Source organism: Streptomyces nanshensis, from assembly GCF_001751255.1.
Classification (GTDB): domain Bacteria; phylum Actinomycetota; class Actinomycetes; order Streptomycetales; family Streptomycetaceae; genus Streptomyces; species Streptomyces nanshensis_A.
Map to the genome: position 1 here is coordinate 1 of NZ_LJGW01000350.1, position 14,934 is coordinate 14,934.

The 14,934-nt window shown below is 73.9% G+C and carries 12 protein-coding genes; 10 read left to right on the top strand and 2 right to left on the bottom strand.

The features are described from left to right. Together AN218_RS20860 and AN218_RS20865 are read left to right on the top strand one after the other, a co-directional pair. Positions 1–676, top strand: a 676-nt coding sequence (locus tag AN218_RS20860; protein WP_171908740.1) for an HAD hydrolase-like protein, incomplete at its 5' end; no start/stop codon positions are given. A 173-nt stretch (positions 677–849) separates the two neighbouring features. Then, positions 850–4,194 (top strand): NACHT domain-containing protein, encoded by a 3,345-nt coding sequence (locus AN218_RS20865; RefSeq protein WP_070018424.1) that lies wholly within the window; start codon positions 850–852, stop codon positions 4,192–4,194. Positions 4,195–4,384: 190 nt separating this feature from the next. Here AN218_RS20865 and AN218_RS20870 read toward each other — a convergent pair whose 3' ends face one another. Further along, complete coding sequence (locus AN218_RS20870; protein ID WP_070018425.1) at positions 4,385–5,311, bottom strand: siderophore-interacting protein; 927 nt, start codon at positions 5,309–5,311, stop codon at positions 4,385–4,387. A 257-nt stretch (positions 5,312–5,568) separates the two neighbouring features. Continuing rightward, complete coding sequence (locus tag AN218_RS20875) at positions 5,569–6,594, bottom strand: ABC transporter substrate-binding protein (RefSeq protein ID WP_070018426.1); 1,026 nt, start codon at positions 6,592–6,594, stop codon at positions 5,569–5,571. A gap of 313 nt (positions 6,595–6,907) precedes the next feature. Between AN218_RS20875 and AN218_RS20880 the strand changes: the two genes are divergently transcribed. The 8 genes from AN218_RS20880 to AN218_RS20915 all read left to right on the top strand — a co-directional run. After that, entirely contained in the window at positions 6,908–7,891 is a 984-nt protein-coding gene (locus AN218_RS20880) for a FecCD family ABC transporter permease (protein WP_070018431.1), read from the top strand. Next, positions 7,888–8,919 (top strand): FecCD family ABC transporter permease, encoded by a 1,032-nt coding sequence (locus AN218_RS20885; protein ID WP_070018427.1) that lies wholly within the window; start codon positions 7,888–7,890, stop codon positions 8,917–8,919. The genes AN218_RS20880 and AN218_RS20885 overlap by 4 nt, the downstream gene beginning before the upstream one ends. A gap of 140 nt (positions 8,920–9,059) precedes the next feature. Continuing rightward, on the top strand, positions 9,060–9,911 hold the full coding sequence (locus tag AN218_RS20890; protein WP_070018432.1) for an ABC transporter ATP-binding protein: 852 nt from the start codon (positions 9,060–9,062) through the stop codon (positions 9,909–9,911). A gap of 54 nt (positions 9,912–9,965) precedes the next feature. Next, positions 9,966–10,535 (top strand): hypothetical protein, encoded by a 570-nt coding sequence (locus AN218_RS39085; RefSeq protein WP_420855997.1) that lies wholly within the window; start codon positions 9,966–9,968, stop codon positions 10,533–10,535. 3 nt (positions 10,536–10,538) lie between these two features. After that, the gene (locus AN218_RS20900; protein ID WP_070018428.1) at positions 10,539–11,345 is read left to right on the top strand and encodes a TlyA family RNA methyltransferase; all 807 of its coding nucleotides are present in this window, start codon (positions 10,539–10,541) and stop codon (positions 11,343–11,345) included. Further along, positions 11,342–12,247 carry an NAD kinase gene (locus AN218_RS20905; RefSeq protein ID WP_070018429.1) on the top strand — a complete coding sequence of 302 codons (906 nt, stop codon included), beginning with the start codon at positions 11,342–11,344 and terminating at the stop codon, positions 12,245–12,247. The genes AN218_RS20900 and AN218_RS20905 overlap by 4 nt, the downstream gene beginning before the upstream one ends. A 117-nt stretch (positions 12,248–12,364) precedes the next feature. Then, positions 12,365–14,116, top strand: a complete 1,752-nt coding sequence (recN, locus tag AN218_RS20910; RefSeq protein WP_070018430.1) for a DNA repair protein RecN — start codon at positions 12,365–12,367, stop codon at positions 14,114–14,116. Between the two features lie 549 nt (positions 14,117–14,665). Further along, positions 14,666–14,934 (top strand): glycosyltransferase (locus tag AN218_RS20915; RefSeq protein ID WP_216311788.1); only part of this gene is annotated, 269 nt, incomplete at its 3' end.

A 14,934-nucleotide genomic window follows, 5' to 3' on the forward strand; every position in this document is an offset into this window, starting at 1 on the left:
CGGGCTGCCGTGGGGACGGCTGGGCGAGGCGGCGCTCGCCGTCGGGCGCGGCGCCGCGTGGTACGCCTCGAACGGCGACCTCACCGTGCCCGGCGACCGCGGCATACTGCCCGGCAACGGCGCGGCCGTCGAGGTCGTACGGCTGGCGACGCGGTGGATGCGCGAGGCGCCCGAGCCGCAGATCGCGGGGAAGCCGCGCCCGCCCATGCACCGCGAGACGATCCTGCGCACCGGCGCCCGGCGGCCGCTGGTCGTCGGGGACCGGCTCGACACCGACATCGAGGGCGCGTACGTCGGCGGGGTCGACTCGCTGCTCGTCCTGACCGGGGTGACGGACGCGGTACAGCTTCTGGCGGCGCCGCCCGAGCACCGCCCGTCGTATGTGGCGCGGGATCTGCGCGGACTGGCGCTGGCCCACCCGGAGGTGGGCGGTGACGCCGAGTCGGGCTTCCGGTGCGGCGGTTGGCGGGCGCGGGCCGGTGCGGACGGGCTCGTACTGGAGCGGGCTGAGGACGCGGAGCGCGCCGGGGGCGCCGAGGAGGCGGCGAGCGCGGACGGCGGCGGGGACGACGCGCTGGACGGGCTGCGCGCCCTGTGCGCCGCGGCCTGGACGGCGGCGGGGCAGGGGAGTTGCCCGCTGGACGCGGACAAGGCCCTTGCGGGGCTGCGTCTTTGAGGGCGTACCGGGCCCGAGAGCGGGCGCGTCGGCATATGCGGCATCTGCCGGAGAGCTGATACGCCGTCAACTCCCGCCTACGCTAGGTCACTTGCCACGTACGCGAGGTGCGTGCCCGAGCATGCGGCCCCGGGTACGCCTGAGCACGGACCGGACCGCAGCAACGGGGGCTCATGGAACCCATCAGCATCGGCGCGCGCGTCTCCTCGGCCGTCGCCGGACCGCTCGTCCGCCGCCTCTTCCGGCAGCCGGGCCCGGGCGCCGGGCTCGTCGGATCGCCCGTACGTCTCGACGCGCTCGTCGCCTGGAGCGAGAAGAGCACGCTCGGCGAGGCCGAAGTGCGGCGCGTGGCCGAGCAGTTGGTGCGCGAGGCGTTACGCAACGAGCCGGGCGAACCGCCCGTGGCCGCCGACGAGGAGACGGCGGTGGCCGACGCACTCGCCGGGACGCTGCACTCGCTCGGAGACATCGGCATGGACGAGGCGCAGGCCGTACGGCTGCGCCCCGACGGCCTCGCGCTGGTGCTGCGCCGCGCCGCCGACGAGACCGCGCGCGCCGCGGTGCGGCACCTGTCCGCGGACGGCGAGGCGCTCTACGACAGCCTGCTGGAGCTCGCCTGCCTGCACATCCTGCACTTCTTCACCCGGCGGGAGACCTTTCCCGCGGCGACGGCCGTGGAGACCGTACGGATGCTGGACGAGCTGGTGCAGCGGGTCGACCAGGCGCTGACCCGGCTGACGGACCAGTCGGCCGAGGACGCCGCCTTCGAGAAGCGCTACCTGGCGCGGCTGGCCGAGAGGCACGGCCGGCTGCGCATCTTCGGCGTCGACTTCTCCGATCCGGGACGCGCGCAGTGGCCGCTGGGCGAGGCGTATCTGAGCCTGGAGACCTCGCAGACCGGCGGGGCGTACGCGGGCACGCGCCGCCGTGTGGAGGAAGCGCTCGCCCTGCATCCCCGCGTGATGCTGCGCGGCGAGGCGGGCTCGGGGAAGACCACGCTGGTGCAGTGGCTCGCGGTCTCTGCCGCCACCCGCCGGCTGTCCGGCACCGGCCTCGAACACCTCGCGGGACACGTGCCGTTCGTGCTGCCCGTACGGACACTGACCCGTACGCCGGACGCGGAGCTGCCTGGCCCCGGCAGTTTCCTCTCGTCCGTCGGGCAGCTCATCCACGAAGAGGAGCCGGACGGCTGGACGTTGCGGGTCCTGCGGTCGGGGCGCGGCATGCTGCTCATCGACGGCGTGGACGAGGCGCCGGAGGCCGACCGGGAGCGGGTGCGCGCATGGGTCGCCGAACTCCTCGGCCTCTACCCGGAGTCGTACTGCCTGGTGACCAGCCGCCCGTCCGCGCTGGAGACCGGCTGGCTCCAGGAGTCCGCGTTCAGCGAGGTCATGCTGCTCGACCTGAGCCGCCACGACGCCGAGCGCTTCGTGCACCGCTGGCACGCCGCCGTGGCGACCACCGTGCCGGCGCGGGAGCGCGCAGCCGTCGCCGAACTGCGCGACAGCCTCGTCAACACCCTCCAGACCAAGCCCGATCTGCGGCAGCTCGCCACCAGCCCGCTGCTGTGCGCGCTGATCTGCGCCCTGCACCGGGACCGCCACAGGGAACTCCCGCGCAACCGCATGGCGTTGTACGAGGCCGCCCTGACCATGCTGCTGCTGCGCCGCGACGAGGAACGCGAAGTGCAGCCGCCGGAGGGCATCAACCCCTCGGCCCCCGCGGAGATGCGGATGCTCCAGCGCATCGCCTTCTGGCTGCTCCAGAACGGCCGCGCCGAGGTGCACCGCGGCAGCGCCGAACGCATCGTCGAGCGTGCCCTGCCCGCCATGCCGCAGGTGGCCAAGTCGGCGCAGGCGCCGGAGGTTCTGCGCTTTCTGCTGCTGCGCACGGGGCTGCTGCTCCAGCCCGCCGAGAACACCCTGAGCTTCGTGCACCGCGTGTTCCAGGACTTCCTGGCCGCACGGCAGATCGTCGAGGACGAGCTGTTCGGCCTGCTCGTGGACAACGCCCACAAGGATCAGTGGGAGGACGTCGTCCGCATGACGCTCGGCCACTGCCGCGAACGCGAGTGCGCCGAAGTGCTCGACGGGCTGCTGGAGAAGGGCGAGGCCGCGCGGCGGGCGAGCCTCGGCCTGCGCTGGCGGCGGCTCCATCTGCTGGCCGTCTCGGGTCTGGAGTACGTCACGACGCTCGGCGTCGGGATGCGGGAGAAGACGCAGACCTACGGACGCGCCCTGTGGCCGCCGCCCGAGGACGACGAGAGGGCGGTACGGCTGCTGGTCGACGTGGGTCCCGTCGTCCTCGACATCGTGCCGGAGGCCGCCGAGGTACGCGGCGAGCGCGAGGCCGAGGCCGCGGTGCAGATCGCCGGGCGGCTCGGCGGCAACCGGGCGCTGCATCTGCTGCGGCAGTACCGGGACCACGCCGCGCGCGGCGTACGGCAGCGACTAGCCGACGCCTGGGGGAACTTCGACACCGTCCGCTACGCCGGCGACGTGCTCTCCCATGTCTCCCTGGACGGCGTCCGGCTGCACCTCGGCGACATGCGCGAACTGGCGGCCCTCGAACAGCTCGGCACGGTCTGCGAGGTGGTGGCCGGGAGCGGACTGGCGGCGCAGTGCGCGCGGGGAGAGCTGGCGGAACGGCTCGCCGGACAGTTCGCCGCCCGGCGCGGGCCGGAGTATCTGCGTATCGAGGACTGCGCGGAGCTGGAGAGCCTCGTACCCCTCCAGCGGCTGCCGCTGCGGCAGTTGGAGCTTCTCGGCGTGCCCGAGGACCTCGGCCTCGCTCCCGTACTGCGCATGCCGCGGCTGCTGCGGCTCACCGTGCAGGGGAGGCTGCCGGAGCCGCTGCTCTCCGGGGCGGGGGAGACCCGGCTGCCGGAGGAAGGGAGCACCGGGAGCACCGGGACGCCGTCGCTGCGGGAGCTGCGCGTCGACGGGCTGCGGGCCGAACCCGCAGGGCTGGCGGGCGTCGAGCAACTGCGGGGACTGGAGCGGGTGATGGTGCCGCGTCCGACGACCGGCGCGGACGCGCTGGCCCGCCTCGCCGAGCTGCCCGCGCTGCGCTCGCTGGTCCTGCACGTCACGGACACGTCCGAACTCGCCCGCGCGCCACGGCTTCCGCAGGTGCGGCAGCTCGCGCTGCGCACCGTGGTCGGGGAGGCGGGGCTCGGGCCGCTGCCGGAGGTCTTCCCCGGCGCGGAGAACGTCGTCCTCGCCCTGTCGGCGCGGGCGGGCAGCCGGAGCGTCGACCTCACGCCGCTGCACCGCTGGTCGCCGTGCGTACGGTACGTGGCGGTGGAGAGCCCGCACCGCGTGACGGGACGGCGGCCCTTCGCCGACCGGCTGCACATCAGGCCGGAGCGGGCCGGCGGGCCGACGTTCGCGGACATGGTGGGCTCGTACTTCGACTGGAGCGCCACGCCCCTCGTACCGGAGGAGGGGCGTGGAGGGGCGTCCGGTGCACCGGACACGGGCGGCCCGCACGGGCCGCCCGCGCCTCCCGCACCCTGACCGCGGAACGGGCCGCGCCGTACCGGAGCACGGTGGGGCACGACGCGGCCCGTCCCTGTCTCTCTCCCCCCGGCTGGTTCCGGAGGCCCACGTCACGGGCCCCGGAGGCGAGTTCACGGGCGAGGGTTCACCCGCGGCGGGCGCACGGGCCGGGACAGCGGCCGGGATCCCAGGATCCGGACCGCCCTCGTCACTCGCTTCCGGCAGCCGCCGCCGCGGCGCCCGAGACCGCCTCCTCGACCAACTGCTCCTCCGTCGTGTCCTGCCGCCAGTACCCGGTGAACGTGACGCGCTTGCGGTCGAATCCGCGCTCGCCCACGAGGTGCCGCCGCAGCGTCTTGACGGTGCCCGCCTCGCCCGCGATCCAGGCGTACGGGGTGCCCTCGGGCAACTGCGCCGAGGCGATCGAGGCGCGGTGGAACTCCGTACGGTGCTCTGCGGTGTTGTCGCGGACGAGCCAGGTGATGTCAGCGTCGGCGACCGTCGTCAGCTCCTGGATGTCCTCGGCGTGCGGGACCTCGATCCACACCTTGGCGGGCATGCCCGGCGGCAGCCAGCCCAGGATCCCGGCCACGGCCGGCAGCGCCGTCTCGTCGCCGCTGATGAGCACCCAGTCCGTTCCGGCGGGCGGACGGAAGTCGACGCCGCCGTTGTCCTCCACGGTCGGGCCCAAAATCGTCACACGGTCGCCGGGACGCGCGGTGGCCGCCCAGCGGGAGGCCGGTCCGGCCGCCACGAAGCCCGCGCTGTCGGCGTCGGCCGGGTCGCCGACGCCGTGCAGGACGAAGTCGATGTCCAACTCGTCCTGCGGGACGCGGCGTTGCTCGCGCACGGTGTAGGAGCGCATGATGCCGCGCACCGACGGGTCCATGGAGCGCCAGACGGTGAACCACGCCTCGCCCGCGTCCGTCGGGACGAGCGGCGCCTGCTGGCCGGACTGCGGCAGGAAGAGTTTGATGCGCTGGTCGCGTCCGCCGGCGCTCAGCCGCCGCAGCGGCTCCCCGCCGAGGGTGACGCGGAGCATCGTGGGGCCCAGCCTCCGGGCCCGTACGACATGGACGTCGAAGAACTCGAACGGGACGGTACGCGCTGGGGCTTCGGGGGCTGCGGTGCTCATGCTGAGGGCTCTCCTCCCGTACGGGGTGTGCCGTGCGGCGCGGTGTTTCGGTACGTACTGAGGGGTGCTGCTCGGGCCGCGGCCGGGGTTCGCGGTGACGAACCCGGCCGTGGCCGCTCGCTGTTCGCATGGGCCGCGCCGGGTGTGCGCGGTGCTCCGGTGCTCGCTGCGGGGCGTCGACGAGGGCGGACGGCGGTCGGCAGTGGGCGGTCTGCGATCTGCGGTCAGGGTCGGTGGGGCGGGTGAGGGCGAGCGGGCTAGCCGACCTTCTTGCCGTCCTCGACCGCCTTGGCGAGCTGCTCCAGCAGCGGGGCGGCGCCCGCGTAGGAGAAGCGCGGTTCGGCGTCCCACGTCGTGACCTGGTCGGCCTTGACGGCGGGCAGGTCGGACCAGGTCGGCTTCGACTTGAGGGCGGGCGGCTGGAGCGCCTGCGTACGGTTGTCGAGCATGATCACGTCGGCCTTGTACTTGTCGGCGTTCTCCCAGCTCAGTTCCTCGAAGAAGCCCTGCTCGCTGACCTTTTCGGGGACGACGACGTCGACGCCCAGCTCCTTGAAGTAGCGCAGGTCGGCGTTGGCCGAGGGGTCGGAGACGTACATCAGGTCCGGTGCGCCGGAGGCCGCCATGACCTTCAGACCGCCGCTCGCCTTCGCCGCCTTGCGCAGCCGCTCGGACGCCTTCTCGAAGCGCTCCTTGGCATCGGTGACGCGCTTGGCCTTCAGGTCCGCACCGAGGTCGCCGGCGAGTTCGGCGAAGCGTTTGATCGCGTCGAGCATCGAGGTCTCGGCGGTCTTCAGCGCGAGGGCCGGGGCGAGCTTGAGGATCTTGGCCTTGCTCTCGTCCGGGACGTACCAGAGCGCGTTCTTGACGTACATGTTCGTCACGAGCAGCTCGGGGTGGGTCTTCGCGTACTTCTCGATGTCGAACTCGCCGTAGGCGTTGCCGATGATCTCCAGCTTCTTGACGTCCAGATCGCCGGCCAGGACGTCCGCCTCGCCGTTCTTCTTCTTCGTCGGGCCGAAGACGCCGACGATCGCGTCGCCCGCACCGAAGTCGTGCAGGGCCGCGGCGGTGCCCACGTAGGCGACCACGCGCTGCGGCCGTCCGTCGAGGCTGACCTTCTTCTTGCGGTCGTCGGTGAAGGACCAGGAGCCCTTGCCCGAGCCGGAGTTGGAATCACCCTCGCTGCCGCAGGCGGTGAGCAGTGCGCCCAGTCCCGCGGCGCCGCCGGCGGCCAGCAGACCACGGCGGGAGAGACTGGGGGACGCGGACGAAACGGGCATGAGGGAGCCTTCTCTTCTCAGTGTCTTACGGTCGGCTGTGGGCCGCACTGGTCAGTTAGGTTAACCTAACCAAAGTCCTAGTTGTCCAGTGGCAGGCGGCCCACGCGCCCCTCACCTCGACCGGAGCCGGTACGTGACTCTCATCAAGTCCCGCCAGAGAACGGGCAGTTCGGGAAGCCCGGGGGCCGAGGACCCCGAGCGCCCCGCATCGCCCGCACCGACACGGAAGACGGGAAGGACCGGCGAAGCCGGCCGCGGGGACGGTGAGCAGAGTCACGAGCGGACGTCCGCGCCGGGCTCCGCCCGCGGCGCCGTGCTGCTCCGCGCCGGCGGACTCCTGCTCGCCGCGGGCCTGTTGCTGCTCGTCCTCGCGCTGAGCATCGCCGTCGGGGCGAAGCAGCTCTCGCCGTCCGAGGTGCTTCAGGGTCTGAACGACCCCGGTTCCGCCACGTACTCCGTGGTGCACGAGATGCGTCTGCCGCGCACGGTCCTCGGACTGCTCGCCGGCGCCGCGCTCGGGCTCGCGGGCGGCGTGATGCAGGCCCTGACCCGCAATCCGCTCGCCGACCCCGGGCTGCTGGGCATCAACGGCGGTGCCGCGGCGGCCGTCGTCACCGCGATCTCCTTCTTCGGGGTCTCCGGATACACCGGCTACATCGGCTTCGCCTTCGCGGGCGCCGCGGCCGTCTCGGTCGCCGTGTACGCGGTGGGCGGCGGGCGCGGTGCGACACCGGCGCGGCTCGCGCTCGCGGGCACGGCGCTCAACGCGGCCCTCATCTCCTATGTGAACGCGGTGCAGTTGCTGGACACCGCGTCGCTGGACCGGATGCGCTTCTGGACGGTCGGCTCGCTGGCCCGCGCACAGGACGACACCAACCTCCAGGCGCTGCCGTTCGTGCTCGCCGGGGTGCTGGTGGCCCTGGCCCTGGCCCGTCCGCTCAACGCCCTCGCCCTGGGCGACGACGCGGCCCGCGCGCTGGGCTCCCGTCCCGAACTCACCCGCAGCGCCGCCATCGTGGCCGTCACACTGCTGTGCGGGGCGGCCACCGCGGCCTGCGGACCCATCGTCTTCGTCGGCCTGATGGTGCCGCACATGGTGCGCTCGCTGACCGGGCCCGACCTGCGCTGGATGCTGCCGTACTGCGCGCTGCTCGCGCCCGTGCTGATGCTCGGCGCGGACGTGCTGGGACGGGTGCTCGGGCGCCCGGCCGAACTCCAGGTCGGCATCGTCACCGTCGTGCTCGGCGGTCCGTTCTTCCTCTACTTCGTACGGCGCCGGAAGGTGGCGCAGGCATGAGCGTGATACGTACGGCGGGCGGCTACTCCGTCACCCTCCGGCCGCGCGCGGTGCTCGCGGGCACGGCGTGCGCGGCGGTGGCGCTGGCGGTGGGGGTCCTCGCCATCGGCAGCGGCGAATACCCGATGGCGCCCGGGGACGTGGTCCGCACCCTCGTCGGACAGGGCGACGCCGCCGACGCGTTCATCGTGCAGGAGCTGCGGCTGCCGCGCCTCGTCACCGCCCTCGCGGTCGGCGTCGCGCTGGCGCTGGCGGGCGCGGTCTTCCAGGCGGTCGTACGCAATCCGCTCGGCAGCCCGGACGTGCTCGGCTTCACACACGGCTCCGCGACGGGTGCGCTCACCGCCATCGTGATCGTCGGCGGCGGCAGCGCGGCGCTCGCGGGCGGTGCGCTGATCGGCGGCGTCGTCACCGGCGTCGCCGTCTACGGACTCGCGTGGCGCGGCGGCATCCACGGCTACCGGCTGGTGCTCGTGGGCATCGGCGTCGCCGCCATGCTCACCGGCGTCAACGGCTATCTCCTCACCAAGGCGCAGATCACCGAGGCCGGCCGCGCGGTGCTGTGGATGACCGGCAGCCTGGACGGACGGGGCTGGGGGAACGCGGGACCGCTGCTGGCCGCGCTCGCGGTGCTGGTGCCCCTCGTCCTGCTCGGGTGCGAACGCGGGCTGCGGATGATGGAGATGGGCGACGACGCGGCCAGCGCGCTGGGCGTACGGGTGGAGCGGGTGCGCCTGACGCTGCTCGCCTCGGCCGTGCTGCTGGTGGCTCTCGCGGCCGCGGCGGCCGGGCCGGTGGCGTTCGTCGCGCTGACGGCTCCGCAGCTCGCACGGCGGCTGACGAAGTCGCCCGGACCCAATCTGGTGCCGTCGATGTGCATGGGGGCCGTGCTGCTGGTCTCCGCGGACTTCGCGGCCCAACGGGCCTTCGGCGGGCAGGAGTTGCCCGTCGGCGTGGTCACCGGCGTGCTGGGCGGCGGCTATCTGGTGTGGCTGCTGGCGACCGAGCGCAGGGCGGGGCGGATATGACCACCGGCGAGACTCCGGACACGCGTACGGACACGCGTACGGACACGAGTACGGATACGGATGCGGGAACGAGCGCGACCGGCGCGACGACGAGTGCGAGGACGACGACCGTGAAGAGTCAGCAGACCACCGAGAAGGCCGTGCCGCAGCCCAAGTCCCTCCAGCCGGAGGGCACTTCGCACGGCACACCCCGGCTCACCGGCGACGGCCTCACCCTCGCCTACGACCAGCGCACCGTCTCGCGCGAGTTGAGCGTCGCTGTGCCGGACAAGTCCTTCACGGTGGTCGTCGGCCCCAACGCGTGCGGCAAGTCCACGCTGTTGCGCGCCCTCTCCCGCATGCTCAAGCCCAGCGAGGGGTCCGTCCTGCTGGACGGCGGCGACATCGGCTCGATGCCCGCGAAGAAGCTGGCCCGTACGCTCGGGCTGCTGCCGCAGTCCTCCGTCGCGCCCGACGGGATCACCGTCGCCGACCTGGTGGCCCGGGGCCGCTATCCGCACCAGAGCCTGCTGCGGCAGTGGTCGCGCGAGGACGAGCGGGTCGTACGGGAGTCGATGCGCGCCACCGGCGTCGAGGACCTGGAGAACCGCTTCGTCGACGAACTCTCCGGCGGCCAGCGGCAGCGCGTGTGGATCGCCATGGCGCTCGCGCAGCAGACGCCGCTGCTGCTGCTGGACGAGCCGACCACATACCTCGACATCGCCCACCAGATCGAGGTCCTGGACCTGTGCGCCGGACTGCACGAGGAGGAGGGCCGCACCCTCGTCGCCGTGCTGCACGACCTCAACCACGCGGCGCGCTACGCCACCCACCTGATCGCGATGCGCGACGGCGAGGTGGTCGCGGAGGGCGCTCCGGGCGAGGTCGTCACCGAGCGGCTCGTGGAAGAGGTCTTCGGCATGCCGTGCCGGGTGATCGACGATCCGGAAACCGGGACTCCGCTGGTCGTACCGGCCGCGCGGGAGCGTGCGCGGGCCGCGCACACTGGCTAGTTCCGGACGGGCGGCCGAGGCGCGGAGCAGGTCGGAGACGGTAGCGTCGGGGGCATGAGCGAGCCGATGCCGGGCGCAGCGCCGGCGCAGCAGGACGGAGGGCCCGCGGAGGCGGCGGGCGACGCGGTACGGGCGGACGCGGTACGGGCGGAGTGGACGCCGCCGGGGGCCTCGTGGACGGAGAGCGCCGAACCGTACGGGGAGGCCCCGGCGGAAGCGGAGTCGGAAGCGGAAGCGTACGAGTACGCGACCGGTCACGAGCATGCTCCCGAGGACGGGCACGAGGCCGCGTCCGGTGAGGCGTACGAGACCGGGACCGACGCCGCGGAAGAGGCCGCACCCGCGGCAGAGGACCGTACAGCCGACGAAGCAGAAGACGCCGACGCCGCGGAGGAGGACGACGGTCCGCGCCCGCTCGGGCTGCATGTCGAGCCGACCGGACACGCCCCCGTCGACGGGCAGTTGAGGCGTCTGGAGGACGCCGACCACCTGGCCGTCTCCGGCCATCTGGAGGTCTACGAGGACGTGCACCGCGGGCTGCGCGAGGCGCTCTCCGCCCTCGACCGGCCCGCGCCCGGACCGGGCCCCGGCCCCCGCCCCGCCCACGTCCCGGGCCGGAGCTGACAGTTGCCCCGACGCCGACTCGACGCGGAACTCGTGCGCCGCAATCTGGCCCGTTCGCGCGAGCACGCCAGCCAGCTCATCGCCGCCGGACGGGTCACGGTCGGCGGCAACGTCGCCGCCAAGTCCGCCACCCAGGTCGAGACGAGCGCCGCGCTCGTCGTACGCGACGACCGCGACGACCCCGACTACGTCTCCCGCGGCGGCCACAAACTCGCGGGCGCGCTCGCGGTGTTCGGGCCGCTCGGCCTGCGCACCGAGGGGCGCCGCGCCCTGGACGCCGGAGCCTCCACGGGCGGCTTCACCGACGTGCTGCTGCGCGCCGGCGCCGCCGAGGTCGTCGCCGTGGACGTCGGATACGGCCAACTCGCCTGGTCGCTGCGGAGCGACGCGCGGGTCACCGTCAAGGACCGTACGAACGTACGGGAGTTGACGCCGGAGGACCTCGACGGGCGCCTCGCCGACCTCGTCGTCGGCGATCTGTCCTTCATTCCGCTCGGTCTCGTGCTGCCCGCCCTCGTGCGGTGCTCGGCGCCGGACGCGGACCTGGTGCTGATGGTCAAGCCGCAGTTCGAGGTCGGCCGGGAACGGCTGGGCAGCGGCGGCGTCGTCCGCAGCGCCGCACTGCGCGCGGAAGCGGTGCTCGCGGTCGCGGGGCAGGCCGCCGGACTCGGGCTCGGGGCGCTCGGTGTGACGGCGAGTCCGCTGCCCGGCCCCTCGGGCAATGTCGAATACTTCCTGTGGCTGCGCGCCGGTGCACCCGGTATCGACGCGGCCGATGTCGAGCGAGCTGTGGCGGAGGGCCCGAAATGACGACAGCCGGTGACGCCCGTACGGTCTTCCTCCTCGCCCACACCGGCCGTCCCGCCGCCGTCCGCAGCGCCGAACTCGTCGTACAGGGCCTGCTGCGCGAGGACGTCGCGGTGCGGGTGCTGGCGGAGGAGGCCACCAATCTGCCGCTGCCGACCGAGGTGCACCGGGTCCCGTCCACCGAGAACGCCGCGGACGGCTGCGAGCTGATCATCGTGCTCGGCGGCGACGGAACGCTGCTGCGCGGCGCCGAGTTCGCCCGTGCGTCGGGCGTGCCCATGCTGGGCGTGAACCTCGGCCGGGTGGGCTTTCTCGCCGAGGCCGAGCGCGACGACCTGGAGAAGGTCGTGAACCGGGTGGTGAGCCGCGGCTACGAGGTCGAGGAGCGGATGACGCTGGACGTCCTGGTCCGTACGGACGGACGTGCCCTGCACCGCGACTGGGCCATCAACGAGGCGTCGGTGGAGAAGGCCTCCCGCGAACGGATGCTGGAGGTCGTCACCGAGGTCGACAACCGTCCCGTCTCGCGCTTCGGCGGCGACGGCGTGGTATGCGCCACACCCACCGGTTCGACGGCGTACGCCTTCTCGGCCGGCGGCCCCGTCGTCTGGCCGGAGGTCGAGGCACTGCTGATGGTGCCGATCAGCGCGCACGCGCTGTTCGCCAAACCCCTGGTGACGGCGCCCGATTCGGTGCTCGCGGTGGAGGTGCAGCCGCAGACGCCGCACGGCGTGATGTGGTGCGACGGGCGGCGCAGCGTCGAACTGCCCGCGGGCGCACGGGTCGAGGTACGCCGCGGATCGGTGCCGGTGCGGCTGGCACGGCTGCACCACGCCTCCTTCACGGACCGGCTCGTCGCCAAGTTCGCGCTGCCGGTGGCCGGTTGGCGCGGCGCACCGGGCTGACGCGCGCCGCCGGCCGCCACACCTGCCCCCGCCGGGCGGCCGCACCTTCCCCGGGTCCGGGGGCCTCCCAGGGGCGAAGTCTCCGGGGGAGGGTGGGGGTACCTCCGCGGACTGCGTATGGTCGTACCCGTGTTGGAGGAGATGAGGATCAGGTCCCTGGGCGTCATCGACGACGCGGTCGTCGAACTGTCCCCGGGCTTCACCGCGGTGACCGGTGAGACCGGAGCGGGCAAGACCATGGTCGTCACCAGCCTCGGGCTGCTGCTCGGCGGACGGGCCGACGCCGCCCTCGTACGGGCCGGGGCCAAGGCCGCGGTCGTCGAGGGCCGGATAGACGTGCCGCCGGACTCGGCCGCCGCACTCCGCGCGAGCGAGGCCGGCGCCGAACTCGACGACGGCGCACTGCTCGTCAGCCGTACGCTCTCCGCCGAGGGCCGCTCACGCGCACACGCGGGCGGCCGTTCGGTGCCCGTGGGACTGCTGGCCGAACTGAGCGACGACCTCGTGGCCGTGCACGGACAGACCGACCAGCAGGGCCTGTTGCGGCCCGCACGGCAGCGGCAGGCACTCGACCGCTTCGCCGGGGAGGCCGTCGCGAAACCGCTCGCCGAGTGGAGCGCCGCATACCGGCGGCTGCGCCGGGTCGGCGGCGAACTCGACGAGATCACCACCCTCGCGCGGGAACGCGCGCAGGAGGCCGACATGCTCCGCTACGGCCTGGAGGAGATCGCCGCCGTGGAGCCGAGCGCCGGAGAGGACACCGAACTCGCCGCCGAGGCCGAGCGGTTGGGCCACGCCGAGGCGCTGGCCGCGGCGGCCACCACCGCGCACGGCGCGCTCGCGGGCGACCCCGCGGACCCGGAGAGCGTGGACGCCGCGGCACTCGTCTCCGCCGCGCACCGCGCCCTGGAGGCCCAGCGCGCCCACGACCCCGCGCTCGCCTCGCTCGCCGACCGCCTCGGCGAGATCTCGATCCTGATGGGCGACGTCGCGGGCGAACTCGCCGGATACGCCGACGACTTGGACGCCGACCCGCTGCGGCTGGCCGCCGTCGAGGAACGCCGCGCGGCGCTCGGCCAGCTCACCCGCAAGTACGGCGAGGACATCGCCGCCGTCCTGAGCTGGTCCGAGGAGAGCGCCGCCCGTCTCGCCCGACTCGAGGGCGACGATGAGCGGATCGGCGAACTCACCGCCGAGCGCGACGCCCTGGTCTCCGAACTGACCGGCCTCGCCGAGCGGTTGACGGACGCCCGTACGGACGCGGCCAAGCGCTTCGCGGACGCCGTCACCGAGGAACTGTCCGAACTGGCCATGCCGCACGCCCGGGTGTCCTTCTCCATCCGCCGCTCCGACGCCGCCGAGGACGCGCCCGCGCTCGAACTGGACGGCCGCCGCGTCGCGTTCGGGCCGCACGGCACCGACGAGGTCGAGCTGCTGCTCGCTCCGCACCCGGGAGCCCAGCCGCGTCCCGTCGCCAAGGGCGCCTCCGGCGGCGAACTGTCGCGGGTGATGCTCGCCGTCGAGGTCGTCTTCGCGGGCTCCGACCCGGTGCCGACCTATCTCTTCGACGAGGTCGACGCGGGCGTCGGCGGCAAGGCCGCCGTCGAGGTGGGGCGGCGGCTGGCGCGGCTGGCCCGCTCGGCGCAGGTCGTGGTCGTCACACATCTGCCGCAGGTGGCCGCGTTCGCCGACCGGCACCTGGTGGTGGAGAAGACCGACGACGGCTCGGTCACGCGCAGCGGCGTACGGGCCATGGAGGGGGAGGCCCGCGTGCGGGAGCTGTCCCGGATGCTGGCCGGACAGGAGGACTCCGAACTGGCCCGCGCCCACGCGGAAGAGCTGCTGGAGGCCGCGCGCACGGGCGCGTGAGGGAAGCGTGAGGGACGTCTCACGGCCCGGCCGGACGGGCCGGTCCGCTCGTCTCGGCTGATACGGGCGGGGTCCCAGGCCGGATCAGGCCGCCGCACGCTCCGACGAGACCCGGCGTCCCGGCGCCGACTGGCTGGAAGCCGCTCGCAGTTCATCACTCGCGTGAGTGATACCTGTACCGTACGGGCGCGATGTGCCGCACCGGAGAACCGGGCGCGGTGCCGCCGCCCGCGTACCGGCTGGCATGCTGGGCGCGGCCCGAGCGGTCCCGCCCCGCCCGAGGCCCGGCCGGTCGTGACGGCGCACGGGGGCGCCGCCCGCACCGCTTCCGCCTCCGCTCCCGAGCCGCACCCGTACCAGCACCGACCGACACCGCCGGGCATCCGACCGGCACCGACCGACCGCTCCGACCCGTACCAGCACTGACCCGTACCAGCACCGACCGACGTCCCGACCCGCACCGGCCCTGTGCGTCCACTTCCGCCGCCGCGCCCCTCGCCCCGTACCGGAACGGGCGCCGCCCGCACCCGCCTTGGAGTTCGACCTGCTGTGAGCCTTCTCCCCACGCCGCCACCGCCGGCCTCCGGCCGGACGCCGCAGCACGCCGTACAGGTCGTGGACGGTGCGAGCGCCGGCACCGGTGCGCATGTGCGTTCGCTCACCGAGGGGCTCGTGGCGCGCGGACTGCGGGTGACCGTGTGCGCTCCCTGCGGTGCGGACGCGGCGTACGGATTCCGGGGCGCCGGCGCCCACGTCGCGCCGCTGCCGGCACCGGGCGACCCGGAGGCAGCGGCCGTGCTCCGCCGGCTCTGCGCGGA